This is a genomic window from Paraburkholderia phenazinium (assembly GCF_900142845.1).
In the GTDB taxonomy this organism is placed as follows: Bacteria; Pseudomonadota; Gammaproteobacteria; order Burkholderiales; family Burkholderiaceae; genus Paraburkholderia; species Paraburkholderia phenazinium_A.
In genome coordinates this window covers 3,554,346-3,572,996 of the sequence record NZ_FSRU01000001.1, presented here as the reverse complement: position 1 = coordinate 3,572,996, position 18,651 = coordinate 3,554,346, and the positions used below count along the sequence as shown (strand labels likewise).

General features: G+C 63.7%; 19 protein-coding genes. 14 read left to right on the top strand and 5 right to left on the bottom strand.

The features are described 5' to 3' along the window. A complete protein-coding gene (locus tag BUS12_RS15725; RefSeq protein WP_074296452.1) occupies nt 1-945 on the top strand; it encodes an SMP-30/gluconolactonase/LRE family protein in 945 nt (314 codons plus the stop codon). 101 nt (nt 946-1,046) lie between these two features. Then, nucleotides 1,047-1,703 carry a GntR family transcriptional regulator gene (locus BUS12_RS15720; protein WP_074296451.1) on the top strand — a complete coding sequence of 219 codons (657 nt, stop codon included), beginning with the start codon at nt 1,047-1,049 and terminating at the stop codon, nt 1,701-1,703. Nucleotides 1,704-1,754: 51 nt separating this feature from the next. On the opposite strand, the gene BUS12_RS15715 is transcribed toward BUS12_RS15720, so the two are convergent. From BUS12_RS15715 to BUS12_RS15700, 4 genes are all read right to left on the bottom strand, one after another. Beyond that, nucleotides 1,755-2,492: an amino acid ABC transporter ATP-binding protein gene (locus tag BUS12_RS15715; protein WP_074296450.1), complete on the bottom strand. Its 738-nt coding sequence runs from the start codon at nt 2,490-2,492 to the stop codon at nt 1,755-1,757. Beyond that, nucleotides 2,470-3,159 (bottom strand): amino acid ABC transporter permease, encoded by a 690-nt coding sequence (locus tag BUS12_RS15710; protein ID WP_074296449.1) that lies wholly within the window; start codon nt 3,157-3,159, stop codon nt 2,470-2,472. The genes BUS12_RS15715 and BUS12_RS15710 overlap by 23 nt, the downstream gene beginning before the upstream one ends. After that, the gene (locus BUS12_RS15705; RefSeq protein WP_074296448.1) at nt 3,159-3,827 is read right to left on the bottom strand and encodes an amino acid ABC transporter permease; all 669 of its coding nucleotides are present in this window, start codon (nt 3,825-3,827) and stop codon (nt 3,159-3,161) included. The genes BUS12_RS15710 and BUS12_RS15705 overlap by 1 nt, the downstream gene beginning before the upstream one ends. An 81-nt stretch (nt 3,828-3,908) precedes the next feature. Further along, entirely contained in the window at nt 3,909-4,736 is an 828-nt protein-coding gene (locus BUS12_RS15700; protein WP_074296447.1) for a transporter substrate-binding domain-containing protein, read from the bottom strand. Between the two features lie 169 nt (nt 4,737-4,905). Between BUS12_RS15700 and BUS12_RS15695 the strand changes: the two genes are divergently transcribed. The 12 genes from BUS12_RS15695 (at nt 4,906) to BUS12_RS15640 (ending at nt 17,593) form a co-directional block, all read left to right on the top strand. Next, the gene (locus BUS12_RS15695) at nt 4,906-5,193 is read left to right on the top strand and encodes a (2Fe-2S)-binding protein (protein ID WP_074296446.1); all 288 of its coding nucleotides are present in this window, start codon (nt 4,906-4,908) and stop codon (nt 5,191-5,193) included. Then, the gene (locus BUS12_RS15690) at nt 5,186-6,622 is read left to right on the top strand and encodes an FAD/NAD(P)-dependent oxidoreductase (RefSeq protein ID WP_074296445.1); all 1,437 of its coding nucleotides are present in this window, start codon (nt 5,186-5,188) and stop codon (nt 6,620-6,622) included. Before BUS12_RS15695 ends, BUS12_RS15690 begins: the two co-directional genes overlap by 8 nt. Next, nucleotides 6,619-7,791 carry an NAD(P)/FAD-dependent oxidoreductase gene (locus tag BUS12_RS15685; protein WP_074296444.1) on the top strand — a complete coding sequence of 391 codons (1,173 nt, stop codon included), beginning with the start codon at nt 6,619-6,621 and terminating at the stop codon, nt 7,789-7,791. Before BUS12_RS15690 ends, BUS12_RS15685 begins: the two co-directional genes overlap by 4 nt. Next, entirely contained in the window at nt 7,788-8,744 is a 957-nt protein-coding gene (locus tag BUS12_RS15680; protein WP_074296443.1) for a dihydrodipicolinate synthase family protein, read from the top strand. The genes BUS12_RS15685 and BUS12_RS15680 overlap by 4 nt, the downstream gene beginning before the upstream one ends. Continuing rightward, the gene (hydA, locus tag BUS12_RS15675; RefSeq protein WP_074296442.1) at nt 8,741-10,168 is read left to right on the top strand and encodes a dihydropyrimidinase; all 1,428 of its coding nucleotides are present in this window, start codon (nt 8,741-8,743) and stop codon (nt 10,166-10,168) included. Before BUS12_RS15680 ends, hydA begins: the two co-directional genes overlap by 4 nt. 7 nt (nt 10,169-10,175) lie before the next feature. Then, nucleotides 10,176-10,397, top strand: a complete 222-nt coding sequence (locus BUS12_RS15670; protein WP_074296441.1) for an FmdB family zinc ribbon protein — start codon at nt 10,176-10,178, stop codon at nt 10,395-10,397. Nucleotides 10,398-10,532: 135 nt separating this feature from the next. After that, nucleotides 10,533-11,228 (top strand): GntR family transcriptional regulator, encoded by a 696-nt coding sequence (locus BUS12_RS15665; protein WP_143788328.1) that lies wholly within the window; start codon nt 10,533-10,535, stop codon nt 11,226-11,228. 203 nt (nt 11,229-11,431) lie between these two features. Beyond that, nucleotides 11,432-12,316, top strand: a complete 885-nt coding sequence (locus tag BUS12_RS15660) for a dihydrodipicolinate synthase family protein (RefSeq protein ID WP_074296440.1) — start codon at nt 11,432-11,434, stop codon at nt 12,314-12,316. A 47-nt stretch (nt 12,317-12,363) separates the two neighbouring features. Next, nucleotides 12,364-13,788 (top strand): FAD-binding oxidoreductase, encoded by a 1,425-nt coding sequence (locus BUS12_RS15655; RefSeq protein ID WP_074296439.1) that lies wholly within the window; start codon nt 12,364-12,366, stop codon nt 13,786-13,788. Nucleotides 13,789-13,860: 72 nt separating this feature from the next. Beyond that, entirely contained in the window at nt 13,861-15,225 is a 1,365-nt protein-coding gene (locus tag BUS12_RS15650; RefSeq protein WP_074296438.1) for an MFS transporter, read from the top strand. A gap of 17 nt (nt 15,226-15,242) precedes the next feature. Further along, complete coding sequence (locus tag BUS12_RS15645) at nt 15,243-16,583, top strand: MFS transporter (RefSeq protein ID WP_074296437.1); 1,341 nt, start codon at nt 15,243-15,245, stop codon at nt 16,581-16,583. 62 nt (nt 16,584-16,645) lie between these two features. Then, complete coding sequence (locus tag BUS12_RS15640) at nt 16,646-17,593, top strand: dihydrodipicolinate synthase family protein (RefSeq protein ID WP_074296436.1); 948 nt, start codon at nt 16,646-16,648, stop codon at nt 17,591-17,593. 66 nt (nt 17,594-17,659) lie between these two features. Here the strand turns inward: BUS12_RS15640 and BUS12_RS15635 are convergent, their stop codons facing one another. Then, nucleotides 17,660-18,583 carry a LysR substrate-binding domain-containing protein gene (locus BUS12_RS15635; protein WP_074297555.1) on the bottom strand — a complete coding sequence of 308 codons (924 nt, stop codon included), beginning with the start codon at nt 18,581-18,583 and terminating at the stop codon, nt 17,660-17,662. Between the last annotated feature and the right edge of the window lie 68 nt (nt 18,584-18,651).

Below are 18,651 nucleotides of genomic sequence, written 5' to 3'. Positions count from 1 at the left end.
ATGAGCGCAGCAGCGAGCCTTCGTGCGGAACGGGTGGAAGCGGCGGGCGCCGTGCCGGCGACGGTTGGCGAAAGCCCAATCTGGCACGCGGTAGAAGGCGCTTTCTATTGGGTCGATATTGTGGCGCGGAAGATTATCCGCCTGCATCTCGAGTCCGGTGTGCGAGCCGAATGGGTGCTGCCGGAGCGCGTGGCCTGCCTCGCCTTCGGAAGCGCAGGCGGCCTGCTGGCCGGCCTCGAAACGGGCCTGTTCTCCGTTACGCTGCCCGAACCTGGCGCGGCGGGTGAAACCGCCGGCACGGCGCCGCTTCAGGCCCACGTGCGCAAGCTGGCCGCGCCGGCGTTCCCGCTGCCGGACATGCGCTTTAACGACGGCCGTTGCGACCGTCAGGGACGTTTCTGGGCGGGCACGATGGTGCAGGACAATCCCACTGCGCGGCCGGCTGGCGAATTGTTCCGCTTCGATACGCAGGGCACATTGTCGGCGCCGGTCATCGACGGCTTGATCGTGCAGAACGGCCTCGCCTGGTCACCGGATGGCGCCACCATGTACCTCTCGGATTCGCATACGTCGCAACGCCTCATCTGGGCATTCGACTACGACGGTCAAACGGGCGAGCCGCACAACCGGCGTCTGTTCGCCGACCTGCATCACTACGTGGGCCGCCCCGACGGCGCGGCGATGGACGCCGACGGCTGCTACTGGATCTGCGCCAACGACGCGGGCCGGGTGCTGCGTTTCACGCCGCAGGGCAAGCTGGACCGGCAAATCGAATTGCCGGCCATGAAGCCTTCGATGTGCGCATTCGGCGGCCGTGCGCTCGACACGCTGTTCATCACGACGATCCGCCCGGATGCAGGCGCGAACGAAAGCGATGGACATGTGTTTGCGGTGCGCCCCGGCGTGACGGGGTGTGCGGAGACGGCCTATGGCGGGGTGTTCTGACGCCTTCTGAACGACTGCCCTTACGGGCGCCGCGATCGACGGGTAGACTTGCGTATGCGCATACAGTTCGTATACTCAACATATAACTTCAGCGAGATCGCGTGAACACTAATTCCACCTCCAGTCCCGAGAAACTCGGCGAGCTGGCCTATCAGACGCTACGCCGCATGATCCTGGACAAGGCTTTACGCAGCGGTGGTCCGGTCGTCGAGGGGCGGCTTGCCGAGGAACTCAACATCTCTCGCACGCCGATGCGCGAGGCCCTGCTGCGTCTCGAAGGCGAGGGGTTGCTGGTGCGAGCAGGAGCGCGCTCGTATTCGGTGCGTTTTGTCAGTGCCCAGGAGTACTTTCAGGCCATGAAAGTGCGCGAACTGCTCGAAGCGGAGGCGATCGGCCTCGCTATCGGCAAGATCGACAAGAAGCTGGTTCAGCAGTTGGTCAAGAAGATCAAGGCATTGAGCAGCGGCCAGCAGGAACAGGCTCACTGGCAGATCGACGATCAGGTCCACACCATGATGGCGCGCGCCAGCGGCAACGACGTGCTCGCCCATACCATCGATCTGGTGCGCACCAACAGCCGCCTGTTTGAATTGATCACGCCGTTCAATCGCATCGAAGAAGATCGCACAGAACATCTGGCGATTCTCGAAGCGTATCTGGCGGACGACGCAGAGGCGGCGCGCGCCGCCGTCCGCAAGCATCTGCAGAACTTGCGCCGCTTTGTGCTCGACCGGCTAGCCGAAGGCACCTATAGCTGACGGCGTGGGCGCGGAAACATTCCGCCGCGCGGCGGTGCCTGAGCGGGGCTATCAGTGGCGCAGAATCTTTCCAACAAACTCACGCGTGCGCGCTTCCTGCGGCGCATCGAGTACCTGCTGCGGCGTCCCGGTTTCGATCACGTGGCCGCCCGCCATGAACACCACCTTTGACGACACCTCGCGGACGAAGCCCATTTCGTGCGAGACGATAAACATCGTGATGCCGTCCGACGCGAGTTCGCGGATCGTGTCGAGCACTTCATTGACGAGTTCAGGGTCGAGCGCGGCGGTGACTTCATCGAGCAACAACACCTTTGGTTTCAACGCGAGCGCCCGTGCGATTGCGACACGCTGTTGCTGGCCGCCCGACAATTGGTCAGGGTAGGCATGCAAGCGATGCGCAAGACCGACGCGGGTCAGCAGATTGATCGCATTCTGCTCGACCTCGGCACGCGGCCATCGTTTGATCCTGGTCGGCGTGATCATCACGTTGTCGATCACGGTCATGTTCTGGAACAGGTTGTACTGCTGGAACACAATCGCGATATCCGAGCGCAGTGCACGGACGGCTGCCCGGTCCGCGTAGTTCACCTCGCTGCCGTTCAGGCGCACACTGCCATCCTCGGGCAACAGCAGCCCCATCAAGACGCGTAGCAAGGTACTCTTGCCCGAGCCGGAAGGCCCGATCAGGCTGACTATCTCGCCCTTCTCGACGGACAGATTGATGCGCTCCAATACTGTGTGCGGACCGTATGAGGCCTTCAGGTCAACGATTTCGAGTTGCGGCAAGATTTTTCTCCAGGCGTTTACCGAGGCGCGACAGGGGATACGACATCAGGAAATACAGCGCCAACACCGTTCCGTACACGAATGTGGCGGAAAAGCCCTTGTTACTGAGCACTTTTCCCGCCGAGGTGAGTTCCATCACGCCGATTTGCGAAGCCAGCGCGGTGTCCTTGATGAACATGACGAAGAAGCCGAAAGTGGGCGGCAAGATCACGCGCCACGCCTGCGGAACGATCACATAACGCAGCGTCTCCAGGTGGCTGAAGTTCAGCGTACTGGCGGCTTCCCACTGGTTGACGTGAACCGACTCGAGACCACTGCGCACGATCTCGCCGAGATACGCCGTGGCGATCAGGCATATGCTGATCAATGCAACGGTGAAGGTCGACAGGTTGGCGTTGATCGACTGACTCGCGAAAAACACCAGCATCAAGGTGACGAGAAACGGTACGCGCCGGAACAGCAGGCAGTACGCGAACATCAGCGCGCGCACCGGCGCCATCGCGCGTGAGCGCGTCGCACGCAAGATTGCCACCACGAAGCCCGAAACGAAACCCGCGAAGCAGCCGATCACCGACAGCACGAAGGTCGCGACGAGCCCTTCGAGCAGCAATAGCACGTTGTAGTACGAGAACAGCTGGGTGAGTTGTGACAGGGTTGAGCCGAACATCAGAACACCTTTATCTTCGCGCGGCAGACGTGACGGCCGAACATCGCCAGCGCGAAGGTAGCCAGCAGCGTGATGGCGATATACATGACAGCGGCCACACTAAACGCTTCGACAGACAGGTAGGTCTGCGAACTGATGTTATAGGTGCGTCCCGTCAGCTCCTCGACACCGAAGATCGATGCCATCGAAGTGCCGAGCGTCATCACGATGAACTGGTTCGACAGCGGTGGAAACATGACCTTTATCACGTGTGGAAAGATTACATGCCGGACGATCTGCGGCGTCGAAAAGCCGAGCACCTCGGCCGCTTCGATTTCCACCCATCGTACCGACGCGAAACCGGCGCGCTGGATTTCGCACAGGTAAGCGCCCGCGTTAAACGTGGCGCCAATCAGGACCGCGGTGTAGGGCGATAACGTGATGCCGATTCCGGGTAGTGCGAAGAACAGGAAGAAAATCTGCACCAGCTGCGGCGTATTGGTCGCGAAGCTCACATACGCGCCAACGAGGCGGCGTACAAAAGTCGGCCCGTAGCGCAGGAGCGACGCGCAGACGAGTCCGATCAGCATGCCGAACGCGAACGCCAGCACCGCGATCTGAAGACTGAGCCACGCGCCACCGAGCAGATACGGCCATTGCTCGAGGATGGGCCCGAACTGTAGCGTCATCGAATCAGCACTCCTTGCAACGAAGATAGGCAGCGCGCGTCGCCCTATGCGGCGACGCGCGCTGCCGGTGACGAAGCAAAGTTACTGCGCGGCAACCACCGGCGGCGCAGCAGTCGGGTCGTACAGCATCGGGCTGCCAAACCATTTCTTCCAGCTCGCTGCCACAAAACCGTTCTTTTGCAGTATGCCGATTTCCTTGTTCAAACGCTCAGTCAACTCGGTATTGCCTTTCTTGATACCGATACAGTCGTAATCCACTTCGATCGGTGCGTCGACCACGCGCCATTTCGTCGGATAGTTTTTCGTGTAGCTCAGCATGAAATCGAGCACGTCGATCAGCGCGTCGGAGCGGCCCTGCGCAATCGAGCGGACCGCGTCGGGGTAGTTATCCAGCAGCAGCAATTGCGCCTTGGGCAGCTTGTCCTGGATCAGTTTCACCGGCGTCGTACCGCGCACCTGCACGAGCCGCACCGATGGGTCGTTCAGTTGCGTCCAGTCTTTATAAGGCTTGTCCTGGGTGGTCAGCACGCCGAGCACTTCGGTGTTCACGGGGTCCGTGAAGTCGATCACTTTCAGCCGGTCTGCGTTGCGCGTCATGCCACCCATCACCGCATCGATCTTGTCGGCCATCAGAAACGGCACACGGTCGTTCGATCCGACCGGCACGATTTCCAGCTTGACGCCCAGCGAGTCCGCAATCTTCTTCGCGATGCTCACATCGAAGCCGTCGATATTGTTCTTCGCATCGTAGGTGCCGAGTGGCGGCAGGTTCGGGTTAATACCGAACACGATCTTCTTCGACGCGAGAATCTCGTCCAGCGTGCGTGCGCTTGCATCGAGTGAGCCGAGCAGCGCGCATGCTGCGAGGCCGACGGCGAGCATGCGGCTCAGGATGATCGAGGGTTTCATGCTGTAACTCCGTGAGAGGACGTCAAGGTGTGGAAAGTGCTGGATCGAGGCGTTCGCGGCGCCGTTTGTTTTTGGCGACTTTGCGTATACGTATCGTATACGTTAGTATCAAAGCATCGCCTAAATTACTTGTCAAGCGAGGTTGATGCCGATGTCTGCAGAGGACGCCATGCGTATTCACGACTCGAAGCATGCGGATGCGATTGAGCTGTTTTTCAACGGCCGCCGCTTCACAGCGCGCGCCGGCGAAAGCGTCGCGGCCGCGCTGTTCGCGTCCGGCGTGAAGGCGTTGCGCGTGAGTCCGCGTCTGCGAGAGGCGCGCGGTATGTTTTGTCTGATGGGATCGTGCCAGGAGTGTCTGGTGATGGTAGACGGCCGCCGCGTGCTCGCTTGCCAGACGCCTGTCAGCGAGGGCTTGCGTATCGAAACCGTTCAGGAGACCGGCGCCGATGTCTGAATTCGACGTGGTGGTGCTCGGAGGGGGGGCGGCAGGCGCGAATGCTGCGCTGGCGGCAGCGTCGACCGGGCTGAACGTCGCGTTGTTCGACGAAAACCCCAGCGCCGGCGGCCAGGTTTATCGCGCACCCATAGATGGCCCCGGCGCCGGCATCGACGCCGGCAGCAGCGCCGATCAGCAGGCTGGCGACGCACTGCGGCGTGAACTTGCTGCGAGCACGGTGACGACCTTCTTCGCCCATCCGGTGTGGGCGGTGACCGGCGAGTACCGGGTCGACGCTACCGGTCCGCATGGCCCTGTGCATTGCTCGGCACGGGCGTTGATCGTGGCGTCCGGGACGACCGAACGGGTCGTGCCGTTCGAAGGATGGACGACGCCAGGCGTGATCGGTCTCGCCGCTGCGACGATCCTGCTGAAATCGCAAGGCATGCTGCCCGGCCGCTCGACCCTCGTCGCCGGATGTGGTCCGCTGCTCGCGGCCGTGGCGGCGAAAACCATTGAAGGTGGCGGCAAGGTCGAGGCGATTGCGGACCTCGCCGGTACCGCGGACTGGGCACGTACGGTGCCCGCGCTGCTCGCACGTCCTGATCTGCTGTGGCAAGGCGCAAAGTGGTGGCGCACGATCCGCCGCGCCGGCACGCCTCGCCTCGCGCGGCACATGATCGTTCGTGTCGAGCCGGCCGGCGAGCGCTTACGCGCCACGCTTGCGCCCTGTGAGGCGGCCGGACACCCAATAGACGGAAAACAGACAACCGTCCTCGTCGATTGCGTTGCCGTGGGACACGGGCTCACGCCTTCCACCGAAATCACCCGGTTGTTGCGCGCGAGACATGTTTATTCGCGTACAGCGGGAGGATGGGTCGCTGTCGCCGATCAGGACGGGCGCACGTCGCGTCCTCTGCTGTATGTCGCCGGCGACGGTGCCGGTATCGCGGGTGCGGCCGCTGCGGCGACACACGGCGTGCTGGCCGGGCTGGCGTGTGCGCTCGATCTCGGCGCCTCGAACCCCTCGCGCCTGAAGCGCCGCGCCGAGCTGGCGCGCAAGGCGCATCGGCAGGCAGCGCGCTTTGGACATGCAATGGCAAAGCTGATGGCGCTGCGCACCGGTCACGTCGACAGCATCGCACCGGATACCATCGTGTGCCGTTGCGAGGACGTGACACGCGCCGAGATCGACGCCGCATGCGAAGCCGGCGCACAGGAGGTCAACCAGCTCAAGGCGTGGACACGTTGCGGCATGGGCCCGTGCCAGGGCCGCACGTGCGGCGACGTCGCGGGTGAACTGCTCATGCGGCGCGTGGGCGCTGCGTCGCGCGAAAGCGTTGGATGCTTTTCCGCCCGCACGCCGTTGCGTCCGGTGGAGGTCGAAGCGCTAACCGGCGAGTTCACGTACGACGATATCCCGATTCCGAAGGCGGCCCCGCTATGAGCACGCCGGGTCAAACGGTGCATGGCCCCTTCGATGCCGCCGTCGTCGGCGGCGGCGTGATGGGCTGCACCACCGCGTTGTTCCTCGCGCGTGGCGGCATGCGTGTGGCGCTCATTGAACGCGACGCGCTATGTCGCGCTGCATCCGGGGTGAACGCGGGCACGCTCACGCTCCATATGACACGCGCCGCTTTGGTCCCCTACGCGATGCGGGCATGGCACATGTGGATGGCAACCGATCAATGGCTTGGCTCGAGCGTGCTCGCGACCGCTGCGCCGGGACTGTCGCTCGCCTTTACGGAGGCCGAACGTGAACTGCTGCAGGCCCGCGCTGCGGCACGGCGCGAATACGGCGCGCAGATCGACCTGCTCGAGCGCGACGCCGCGCTCGCGATCGAACCCGGCCTCAACCCGGCGATGCTCGAAGCCGCGTTCTGCCGGACCGACGGTTTCGCCAGCGCGTATCTGACGGGTCGCGCCTATCATGCCGCACTGCGTGCGGCCGGCGTGCAGATCTTCGAGCAGACGGCCGCTGCCCGTATCGATCAGATCAATGGACACTACCGGGTGCATGGCCCCGACAACCACGATGGCTCGATTCGGATCGACGCCACGCGCCTCGTGATGGCGGGCGGCGTCTGGCTGGAACCGCTGCTGGCCATGCTCGATGTCCGCATTCCCGTGAAGACGCTGGTGAACCAGTTGATCATCACCGAACGGATGCCGCCTGTGATGCGTTCGGTGCTGAGCATTGCGAACGGGTTGCTGTCGATGAAGCAGTTTGCCAACGGCACGGTGCTGATCGGTGGCGGCTGGCAAGGTGTCGGTGATCGCGCACGCGGCCCCGTCGAGACCATTCCGCAAAACCTCACTGGCAACTTGCGGCTCGCACAACATGTGATCCCGGCACTCGCCAAAGCGCGTGTGGCGCGTATCTGGCTAGGGCTCGAAGCGGAGACGGCCGACGCCATGCCGATGATCGGCCCACTGCCTGGCCTTGCCGATGCGTGGGTCATCGGCTGCGTGCACTCCGGTTACACGAGCGGCCCCTACATGGGCAAGCTGCTCGCTCAAACGATGCTCGGCGAGACGCCCGAGCTGCCGTTGTTCGATCCTGCGCGGCTCGTTGCGGCCGCGCCCGAACTCCCTCATCGAGAACAGACCCCATGATCCCCTCGCATGACGCTCCCTTCAATGGCATCTATGCCGCCACGCTGTGTCCGCTCGATGCAGATGGCCGCCATCTGGACGAGGCCGCGCTCGCGCGCCATCTCGAAGACGTGGCAGCGGTCGACGGAATTGTCGGCCTGCTGATCAACGGCCATGCGGGCGAGAACGTCGCCTTGTCGCGAGAGGAAAAGCGGCGTGTGGTGGAGATTGCCGGCAGTGTTTGTGGCGACCGCTCGATCATCGTCGCGGGTATCAACTCGGAAGACAGCTACGAGGCCCAAACGCATGCCGACGACGCACAACGTGCGGGCGCCGACGCGATACTGCTGTTTCCGCCTTACTCGTGGGCGCTTTCCACCGATCTGGAAACCGTTGTCGCGCATCACCGGATCGTCAACGAGAACGCGCGCTTGCCGATGATGCTGTACCAGGCGGGCGTCAACACGGGTGCGATGGCCTACACGCCGGAGATGCTGACGGCGCTGGTCAGCCTGCCGGAGGTGGTGGCGATCAAGGAAGGGAGCTGGGAAACCGGCGCCTACGAGGCCAACCGCAGACTCGCGAAAGATGTTGCGCCGCATGTGGCCGTCATGGCGTCAGGCGATGAACACCTGTTCCCATGCTTCGCGATCGGGACCGAAGGCAGCCTTGTGAGTCTCGCTGCCGTGGTGCCGGAGTTGATCGTCGCGCTGTATCGGGCGGTACTGTGCGGCGAACTCCGCGAGGCGCAACGGCTACATGCCCATGTGTATCCGCTGGCAAAGGCCATTTACGGCACCGCCCCCGGCTCGCATGCGAATGCGCGACTGAAGGCCTGTCTGCATCTTCTGGGAAAATTTCCGCAACCTTCGATGCGTCCGCCGATCCCGCGCCTGTCCGCCGCGGAGACCCGCCGCCTCGAAGAGGCACTCTCTTTTGCGCTTGCCGCTGACACCGAACGGAGCGATTCATGACTCACACCCCGACCCGCATCCTGATCCGTGGCGGACGCCTGATTACGGCCGTCGACGACTACGTTGCCGATATCGTCATTCAGGGTGAGCGCATTGTCTGTATCGGCCAGCAGCTTGAAGCGGGACCGGACACCCGTGTGATCGACGCGAGCGGCCTGCTGGTGTTCCCCGGCGGCGTCGATGCGCATACGCACATGGAGAATACGTTCGGCCCTTCGGTGACCTGCGACAATTTCGCTTCCGGTACACGCTCGGCCGCGTTCGGCGGCACCACGACGATCATCGACTTTGCCCTGCAAAACGCCGGCACAAGCCCGCTCGATGCCATCGCCCGCGCGCAGTCGAAAGCGGCTGCGGTCGCCAGCATCGACTACGCGTTCCACGTGATTGTCACGCACGTCGACGAAAGCGTACTCGGCGACATGCAATACGCGATTCGTCACGAAGGGGTGTCGAGCTTCAAGATGTTCATGGCGTACCCGGGCACCGTCATGTCGGACGACGCCTCGATCTTCCAGGCCATGCGCATGGTCGGCCAGCACGGCGGCATGATTGCGTTGCACGCCGAAAACGGCACGGTGATCGACCTGCTGATTCGCGAGGCGATCGCGCAAGGTCATACGTCGCCGCGCTATCACGCACTCACGCGCCCGGCCATCATGGAAGGCGAAGCGACGCATCGCGGCATCAAGCTTGCGGAACTCGCGGAAGCGCCGGTGTACTTCGTGCATCTTTCGGCCAAGGAGGCGCTGAAACATGTGATCGAAGCGCGCGACCTCGGTATTCCGGTGTTTGCGGAAACCTGCCCGCACTATCTGTTCTTCGACGACTCGGCGTACGCCGACGAAAGTTTCGATACCGCACGCTATGTCATGAGTCCACCGCTGCGCTCGAAAGACGCGCAGAACGCGCTATGGACTGCGCTGAAAACCGACGACCTGCAACTCATTTCCACCGATCATTGTCCCTACTGCATGAAGGAGGGGCATCGGGGCAACGTCAACCAGAAGCCGCTTGGCCGCGATGACTTTTCGAAAATTCCAAACGGTGTGCCGGGCGTCGAAACGCGCATGACGGTGGTGTACGACGGCGGCGTGCGGACAGGTCGAATCTCGCTGAACCGTTTCGTCGAGCTGACCTCGACGGCGCCCGCGAAACTGTTCGGGCTGTTCCCGAAGAAAGGCACGCTGGCGATCGGCAGTGACGCCGATATCGTGCTGTTCGACCCGGGTGAGGCGCATACGATTCGCGCAGACACGCAGCACAGCGATTGCGACTTCACGTTATTCGAAGGTCATCAGGTGACCGGACGGGTGAAGAAGGTGTTGCTGCGCGGCGAGTTGTTGATCGACGACGGTGAGTGGGTGGGCGGCACCGGACACGGACAATTTGTGCCGCGTGGCGAACTGGGCGCGCACTGGTAGCGCCATCATGCCGATCTACGACTATCGTTGTGACGCATGCGGCGCGTTCGATCAGATGCGCAGCGTCGCCGCGCGCGATTTGCCGGCGGAGTGTCCATGGTGCGGCATGGCTGCAGTGCGGATTCCGAATGGGTTACCGGTACTGATAAGGCATGCTGACGATCAGGCAGCCAGCGACGACGGCGCGTACCTGGCGAGGCACAGGACGGGGTGCCGGTGTTGCCTGTGAGACGGGCGAAAAGACCCTGTGAATCTCTGCCCGCACTGCAATCAGGTGCGGCTGAGGTAGTTCGTCTTGTCCAGTCCGATCGCCGCGTGCGTGCTAACATGTTAGCGTGCAACTCACACGTACATGAGACCGGCTATGAACACAATGGCACCGGCAAAAACCGAGCCGGACGAGACCCAGGGCAAATCGCTACGTCTCGTCGCCTATGAAAATTTCACGCAGCAAATCCTGAACGCCAATATCCGCCCAGGGCAATTCGTCTCGCAGCGCGAACTGATGCTGCTGACCGATATGCCGCTGGGCGCGATTCGCGAGATGGTGCCGCGCCTCGAAGCCGAAGGGCTGATCAAGACCGTGCCGAACCGCGGCCTGCAGGTCTGTCATGTGGATCTGCGGCTGATCCGCAATGCCTTCCAGGTGCGTCTCGTGCTTGAGCGCGAAGCGGTGGCGAATTTCACGCGCACCGCCTCGGACGCCGATCTGGACAAGATCGAGCGGGCCCACAGGGATATAGTGCGCCGCGCGCTGGCTAAAAAAATCGACGACCGTCTTCTCAACGACGCGCAGACCGTCGACTGGGGGCTGCACGACATGATGATCGACGCCATGGGCAACGAAATCATCTCGAACATCTATCGGGTCAACAGTTTGCGCATTCGCCTGATCCGCCTGGAGCATGTGGTGCTGAAGCCGGAAGTGGTGCTGCCGACCATGTACGAACATCTCGAACTGATCGCGGCGTTCAAGGCGCGCGATGTCGCAAAGGCCGTCGAACTGCTCAACACGCATATCGAGAACGCGCGCCAACGGTCGATGGGCAACTTCGGCTGACAGGACGCGCGCGGTCCGGAACGCATGGCAGAGGGCCCAGCGGAGCGGGCTCGTCACTGGCTCACAAATTCTTCTTTGACGGACCACTGATTTCTAACTAACATGTCAGTCACAGTTCGGTGCGTCATGAGGCTGAACGGAGACGATGGCGAGCGGGGCGGACGGACGTCGGGCCGCCCTACGCATGACGGGAGGAAACGGGTATGTCTTTCGATGGACAGGGCGTCCTGGCAGCCGTGACGACGCCGCTCGATGCGGCGAACCGGGTGGATCTGCCGCTGCTCGCGCAGCATTGCGCGGAGCTTCTGCGGCGCGGCCTGCATGGCATCACGTTGTTCGGCACCACTGGCGAGGGTCCGTCGTTCACCGTCGCCGAGCGGAGCGCCACGCTTGAAGGTCTGCTCGCACGGGGGATCGAAAGCAGCGAGCTGGTGGTCGGCACCGGCGCCGCCGCGCTCGGCGACGCGGTTCAATTGACGCGGCATGCGCTTGACCAGGGTTGCCGGCGCGTGTTGCTGCTGCCGCCGTTTTTCTTCAAGGGTGTCAGCAGCGCGGGCGTGGCCGACGCGATCGGGTCGGTGATCGACGCGGTCCGCGATCCGCAATTGCGCGTCATCCTGTATCACATCCCCCAGGTGTCCGGCGTGGGCTTCGACGACGAAGCCATCGCGACGCTGCGCGAGCGCTACGGCAGCGTGATCGACGGGATCAAGGACAGCAGCGGGAGCCTCGAGCATTCGCTCGGGCTGATCCGTCGGCATGCGGGCCTGAAGGTCTATGTGGGCGCCGAGGACACGATTGGCCGGGCCCGCGCGGCGGGTGGCGCGGGATCGATCTGCGGGCTGGCGAACCTCGCGCCGGAGCAGGTCCTCGCGTCCTACCAGCGTGCTGAGGACCCGGAGTCGGGCGTTCTCAAGGAACTCCTGCACGCGGTCCAGGGCCAGCCCTTCGTTCCGCTTCTGAAGGCGTGGCTTGCCGCGTCCCAGGGCAATGACGGCTGGCGCCGGGTCAGGGCGCCGCTGGTGCCCGCGGGCGCCGAGGCGGCGGCTTCACTGCCGCGCTCGTTGCGTCCCGCCACAGCGCTGTAAATACAACTGCGAACCCGCGCACGACCCGGGGACAAGAAGGAGACGAGATGGATCACGAACTCTGCCTGCCCGAGCAGGCCGGCGATGCGGCACAGACGTTGTTCGCGGCTTTGCGCGAGGCACTCGGCGCCGCCGCGGTGCTGACCGGTGAGGACATTCCGGCGCGCAACGAGAAAGACTGGAGCACACTCTCCGCGCTTCGGCCGCTCGCCGTCCTGCGTCCCACCGACACCGAGGGCGTCGCCGCCGGCATGCGCATTTGCGCGCAGCATGGCGTGGCGGTCGTGCCGCAAGGCGGCTTGACCGGCCTGTGCGGCGGGGCGCGACCCGTCGAAGGCGCGGTGGCTTTATCGCTCGAACGCATGGTGGGGGTCGAGGAAATCGATCCCGCCTCCGCGACCATGACGGTCAGGGCCGGCACGCCGTTGCAGACCGTGCAGCAGGCGGCGGACGAGGCCGGCTTCTTCATCCCGCTGGATCTCGGCGCGCGCGGGTCGTGTGCGATCGGCGGCAATCTCTCGACCAACGCCGGCGGCAATCGCGTGATCCGCTACGGCATGGCGCGCGAGATGGTGCTCGGACTCGAAGTCGTGCTGCCCGACGGCAGCGTGGTCACCAACCTCAACAAGATGCTGAAGAACAACGCGGGGTACGACCTCAAGCATCTGTTTATCGGCAGCGAGGGGACGCTCGGCATCATCACGCGCATTGTGCTGCGTCTGTTTCCCAAGCCGGGTTGCACGATGGCGGCTGTGTGCGCCGTCGAAAGCTACGACAAGCTGATCGCGTTGCTGAATGCCGCGCGGCGCGGCCTCGGCCCGCTCCTGTCCGCATTCGAAGTGATGTGGCCGGACTACTGGCGCACGGTCACGCAGCGCGTGCCCGGCGTGAGCAATCCGCTAGCCGGCGAGCACGCCTGCTATGTGCTGATCGAAGCCCAGGGCATGGATGAGGCGTTCGACGCGCCGCGTTTCGAAACCTGGCTCACGCGCCAGATGGAAGCCGGCGTGCTTGCCGATGCAGCGCTCGCGCAATCGCTCGCGGACGTGCAGGCCTTCTGGGGCGTGCGCGATGCCTGCGCCGAATTTCCGCAGGTGCTCGGGCCGCACGAGTCGTTCGACATCGGCTTGCCGGTCGCGGCGATGGACCAGTACGTGAGCGCATGCGGCGCCGCCCTGCGCTCGCGTTTTGCCAATGCGGTCGCGCTGTTCTATGGACACATCGGCGACGGCAACCTGCACATCGTCGCCTGCGTGCCGGGTGCGTCTGCCCAACCGAAAGAGGAGATCGCCGGCATTGTCTACAGTCTCGTGCAGCAATTCGGCGGCACGATTTCCGCGGAACACGGCATTGGCCTCACCAAGAAAGCATGGCTGCCGTACACGCGCAGCGAACCCGAACTCGCATTGATGCGGCGCCTGAAGGCCGCGCTGGATCCGCAGAATCTGCTCAATCCGGGCAAGGTAGTCTGAATCCCCGCTTACGACGATCACCGGCGCCAGACCGGATGTCGTATGGCGACAAGGGAACACACAGGAGACGAGATGGAGACGAACCTGAACCCCGGCAACGGGGAGGAAGAGGCTTTGCTGGAACGCGCCATCCGGCGCGCGAAATGGCGGATCGTGCCGTTTCTGATCCTGATGTACATGATGGCCTATCTGGACCGCGCGAACATCGGTTTTGCGCAGCAGGCCTATCAGGCGTCGACGGGGGTGAGTAGCGCGGCGTTCGCGTTCGGCGCGGGGATTTTCTTTGTCGCCTATGCACTCTTCGAAGTGCCAAGCAATCTGATGATGCATCGCGTGGGCGCACGCATCTGGCTCTCGCGCATCATGGTCACGTGGGGACTGATTTCGGCGGCCATGGCGTATGCAAGGAGCGATTCGCTGTTCTCCTTCATCCGCTTCTTTCTTGGCGCGGCTGAGGCGGGGCTCTTTCCTGGCGCGGTCCTCTATATGACGTACTGGTTTCCCGCCCGCGCGCGTGGACAGATCATGGGGATCTTCTATTTCGGCTCGCCGCTGGCATTGATGCTGGGTGGCCCGCTTTCGGGGTATCTGCTGGAGCTCGATGGCCTGTTCGGCCTGCACGGCTGGCAACTGATGTTCCTCGTCGAGGGACTGCTGGCGTCGTTGGTGGGTGTCTGGGGCTATTTCTACCTGTGTAATCGTCCCGAGGATGCGGCCTGGATGCCGCGCGACGAAGCGCAAGCGCTCGCGCGTGCTCTCGCCGCTGAAGAGCGGCAGAAACTCCAGATGGGCAAGACCAGTTTCCGCGCCGCGCTAGCCGATCCCAAGCTCCTGCATTTCGCTATCCTCTATTTCTCGATCCAGATTGCCGGCTATGGCGTGGCGTTCTATCTGCCGAGCCAGGTGAGTGCGCTGCTGCACGTCAAGGTGGGCCTGCACGTCGGTTTGATATCGGCGATTCCGTGGGCTTGTGCGATTGTCGCGGGCGCGTTTTATCCGGGCTTTGCGGTGCGCACCGGATATCGGCGCGGCTTTGCGGTGCTGTCGGCGCTGTCGATTGCGGGCGGCCTCGCGGTCTCCGCCAACACGGGTCCGGTGGCGGCAATCGTGGCGCTCTGCTTCGTGACCATGGGCATCATGACCGTTCAGCCGATCTTCTGGACCTTCCCGGCGGCGTACCTGGGCGGCACGGCGGCGGCGGGGGGCTTCGCGGTGATCAACGCTATCGGCAATCTCGGCGGCTTCTTTGCGCCCACGGTGAGGAACGCGGCCGAGGTGTCGTTTCATTCGCCCGCCGCGGGGCTCTATGTGCTTGCCGCGAGCGGGCTCGTCGCGGCATGTCTGATTGCCATGCTGCGTCCCGCGCAGGCCGATAGTCGTGCGGGCAAACCGGGTAAGCCGGCCAAGCCGGCCGAGCCGCTGCACGCGAAGATCTGACGACCGCGCCGGCGACGATGATCGACAACCCATCAAATCCATCGCACCCGCCAGGGCAATCCGCACCGCCGCGAATCCGCCGCGCGCAGACGGTCTCGCTGACGCTGCTGCTGGTCAGCGGCGTCGTCAACTACCTGGACCGCGGCACGCTCGCGGTGGCCAACCCGCTGATTCGCGCCGACCTCGGCCTGTCGCTCGGGCAAATGGGACTGCTGCTGTCGGCGTTCCTGTGGAGTTATGCGCTGTGCCAGTTGCCGGTGGGCGGTCTCGTCGACCGCATCGGGCCGCGCCGGTTGCTCGGCCTCGGGCTGATCCTCTGGTCGCTCGCGCAGGCAGCCGGCGGCCTCGCGTCGGGCTTCGGCTACTTCGTCATCGCTCGCATCCTGCTGGGGATCGGCGAAGCGCCGCAGTATCCGTCGGCGGCGCGGGTGGTGAGCAACTGGTTTCCGCTGCGCTCGCGCGGCATGCCCACCGGCATTTTCAATGCGGCTTCGCCGTTGGGCACCGCGCTGGCGCCGCTCTGCCTGTCGGTGATCGTGGTGTCGTTCCACTGGCGCTGGGCCTTTGTCATGACCGGCGCGCTGGGTCTCGTGGTAGCGCTCGTGTGGTTCGCGCTCTATCGCGATCCGGACCGCTCACGCATGAGCGAAGCCGAGCGCCGCTACCTCGACGCGGATGCGGACCTGTCCGGCACTCCGTCTCCTAAACTCAGCTTTGCGGAATGGCGCGGCCTGTTTGCGTATCGGACGACGTGGGGCATGCTGATCGGCTTCTTCGGCTCGGTGTATCTAAACTGGGTCTATCTGACGTGGTTGCCCGGCTATCTGACCATCGAGCGGCACATGAGCCTGCTGCGCACCGGCTTCGCGGCATCCGTGCCGTTCCTGTGCGGCTTTATCGGTTCGCTGCTGGCGGGCTGGTTCTCCGACCGTATTACGCAACGCAGCGGTTCGCCGGTGTCGAGCCGGCGCAACGCGGTGGTCATTGCGATGCTCGGCATGGTGGCCTTCACGATTCCGGCTGCGCTCGTCGAGAGCAATACGATTGCGCTCGCCTGCATTTCGGTGGTGATCTTTCTGGCGAATGCGGCGTCGGCTTCGTCGTGGGCATTGGCGACGGCTGCGGCGCCGCCTCGCCGGGTCGCGTCGCTGGGCGCGATCCAGAACTTTGGCGGTTTTCTCGGCGGCGCACTGGCGCCGATCGTGACGGGCTTCATCGCGCAGAGCGCGTCGTTCGTGCCGGCGCTGTTGACGGCGGCAGGCATCGCCTTCGTGGGGGCGTTGGCCTACCTGGTGCTGGTACGCCAGTCGATTCCCGAGCACGAACCGGCTGCGGCAGGTACGCATGCACACGCGTAACGCGAAGGCGTGCTGCACAGTGCGCGCGCCGCGCAACGCAAATTTTTCCTGAGGAGAGCTTGATGGGTCATACACCGAAGACCGCGGGTGTCATTGAAGGGATCGTTCCGGTGATGCTGACGCCGTTCGACGATAAAGGCGCAATCGACTACGCCGGACTCGAACGTCTGATCGAGTGGTATCTGCAACACGGAGCGGACGCTTTGTTCGCGGTCGCGCAATCGAGCGAGATGCAGTTCCTGAGCCTCGCCGAACGCAGCGCGCTGGCGCGCTTCGTGGTGGACAAGGTGGCGGGCCGCGTGCCGGTGGTGGCGTCCGGTCACATCAGCGACGATCCCGACGCGCAGGCCGAAGAACTGAACGCCGCCGCGGCCTCCGGGGCACAAGGCGTGGTGCTGGTGACGAACCGGCTCGACCCGAAACGCGAAGGCACGGCGACCTTCCTCGCCAACCTGCAGCGTTTGCTGGCGCGTCTGCCGGCCGGGGTACCGCTCGGTCTTTACGAATGTCCTGCGCCGTATCGCCGGTTGCTGTCCGATGAAGAACTGCGGGCCTGTATCGACACCGGCCGCTTTGTGATGCTCAAGGACGTGAGTTGCGATCTCGCCACCGTGAAGCGGCGCGTCGCGTTGGCCGAGGGCTCGCCACTGAAGATCCTCAATGCAAACGCCGCGATCGCATGGGATGCGATGAAAGCAGGTTCGGCCGGTTTCAACGGCGTCTTCACCAACTTCCACCCGGATCTGTATCACTGGCTGCGCCACCACAGCGCTCAGAATCCCGCGCTGGCCGAAGAGCTGTCGACGTTTCTGGTGGTCGCGGCGGTCTCGGAAGCGCTCGGTTATCCGGCGCTCGCGAAGATTTACCACCAGCGTATCGGCACGTTCGCTTCGATCCGTTGCCGCGCGATCGATTACGACGTACGCGAACGCTTCTGGGCACTGGACGCCGTGCTCGACAAGATCGTCGCCGGGACCGAACACTTTCGCGCGCGGATTGCAGCGCTGTAGATTCGGGCGCTGCAGCTTCGCCGGGCACCGCGCCGTTGCTGCACGCTAGTCTGCGGCGCGGGCGGCTCAGCGCCGGCTCGCGCGCCGCGGTTTTTCCAGGTTCTCCAGCAACTCGTTGTGCTCCTGGCGCAGCAGGTCGACGAACTCGAGCGTCAGGCGATCGCGCGGCTGATGCGGCGGAAACAGCAGATACGTGGGGAACATCACCGAAGGCTTGAACGGCCGGATTTCGACTTCGGGCCCCGCAAAGTCACGCGCGACGATAGGGTGCGCGAGCGTCACGCCCATTCCGCAGCGCACCATCTCGCAACAGATCGCCGAATACTGCGCTTCGATGGCGAGCACCCGTTCCACCCCCACGCGGTCGAAGGCCTCATCCATTTGCGCCCGTGTGCCGTCCCCATGACAGAGCGAGATAAACGGCTCGCCCTGAAAGTCTTCAGCCTTGAGCACGCGCTTCTTCGCCAGCCGATGGCCCGCCGGCATGACGCAGACGGCCGCGACCTCCGACAGCATTTCCACTTCGCAGGTTGACGCTTCACTGCGGTACACCGCCACGCCCAGATCGCAAAACTGTGAGGAGGTCCAATGATTGATGGTGCCCGAGGTATTCACGTGCAGCGAAACGGTGACCTCCGGGCGCAACGCCTGGAAGCGTTTGATCACGTGCGGCACCAGCGTCAAACCGGCTGAGGGCATTGCTGCAATGCGCAAGCGCCCGCTACCCAGATTCTTGATCTGCGCCGCGGCGTTGCTGAGCCCCTGCAGGCCGACATAGGCGCGTTCGACCTCGCGAAAGAAGGCGTTGCCTTCGCTGGTGGGGATCAGTCTGACGCCGCTGCGCTGGAACAGCAGCAGTCCGGTTTCGCGTTCGAGCTGGGTGATGAGCCGGCTGATGTTCGGTTGCGAAGTGAACAACTCCTTGGCCGCTGCGGTCATGGAGCCGGCCAGCATGACCGCGCGAAACGCTTCAATGTGCTTCAGATTCATCGAACGCAACCCATATCAGATCGGTATGGATTGTTATTTTATTCGTATTGGACGTTATGCACTTAGAT

Coding starts and splice junctions, on each gene's coding strand:
- BUS12_RS15725 (WP_074296452.1), top strand. CDS start 1: ATGAGCGCAGCAGCGAGCCTTCGTGCGGAACGGGTGGAAGCGGCGGGC.
- BUS12_RS15710 (WP_074296449.1), bottom strand. CDS start 3,159: ATGTTCGGCTCAACCCTGTCACAACTCACCCAGCTGTTCTCGTACTAC.
- BUS12_RS15705 (WP_074296448.1), bottom strand. CDS start 3,827: ATGACGCTACAGTTCGGGCCCATCCTCGAGCAATGGCCGTATCTGCTC.
- BUS12_RS15700 (WP_074296447.1), bottom strand. CDS start 4,736: ATGAAACCCTCGATCATCCTGAGCCGCATGCTCGCCGTCGGCCTCGCA.
- BUS12_RS15695 (WP_074296446.1), top strand. CDS start 4,906: ATGCGTATTCACGACTCGAAGCATGCGGATGCGATTGAGCTGTTTTTC.
- BUS12_RS15690 (WP_074296445.1), top strand. CDS start 5,186: ATGTCTGAATTCGACGTGGTGGTGCTCGGAGGGGGGGCGGCAGGCGCG.
- BUS12_RS15685 (WP_074296444.1), top strand. CDS start 6,619: ATGAGCACGCCGGGTCAAACGGTGCATGGCCCCTTCGATGCCGCCGTC.
- BUS12_RS15680 (WP_074296443.1), top strand. CDS start 7,788: ATGATCCCCTCGCATGACGCTCCCTTCAATGGCATCTATGCCGCCACG.
- hydA (WP_074296442.1), top strand. CDS start 8,741: ATGACTCACACCCCGACCCGCATCCTGATCCGTGGCGGACGCCTGATT.
- BUS12_RS15670 (WP_074296441.1), top strand. CDS start 10,176: ATGCCGATCTACGACTATCGTTGTGACGCATGCGGCGCGTTCGATCAG.
- BUS12_RS15665 (WP_143788328.1), top strand. CDS start 10,533: ATGAACACAATGGCACCGGCAAAAACCGAGCCGGACGAGACCCAGGGC.
- BUS12_RS15660 (WP_074296440.1), top strand. CDS start 11,432: ATGTCTTTCGATGGACAGGGCGTCCTGGCAGCCGTGACGACGCCGCTC.
- BUS12_RS15655 (WP_074296439.1), top strand. CDS start 12,364: ATGGATCACGAACTCTGCCTGCCCGAGCAGGCCGGCGATGCGGCACAG.
- BUS12_RS15650 (WP_074296438.1), top strand. CDS start 13,861: ATGGAGACGAACCTGAACCCCGGCAACGGGGAGGAAGAGGCTTTGCTG.
- BUS12_RS15645 (WP_074296437.1), top strand. CDS start 15,243: ATGATCGACAACCCATCAAATCCATCGCACCCGCCAGGGCAATCCGCA.
- BUS12_RS15640 (WP_074296436.1), top strand. CDS start 16,646: ATGGGTCATACACCGAAGACCGCGGGTGTCATTGAAGGGATCGTTCCG.
- BUS12_RS15635 (WP_074297555.1), bottom strand. CDS start 18,583: ATGAATCTGAAGCACATTGAAGCGTTTCGCGCGGTCATGCTGGCCGGC.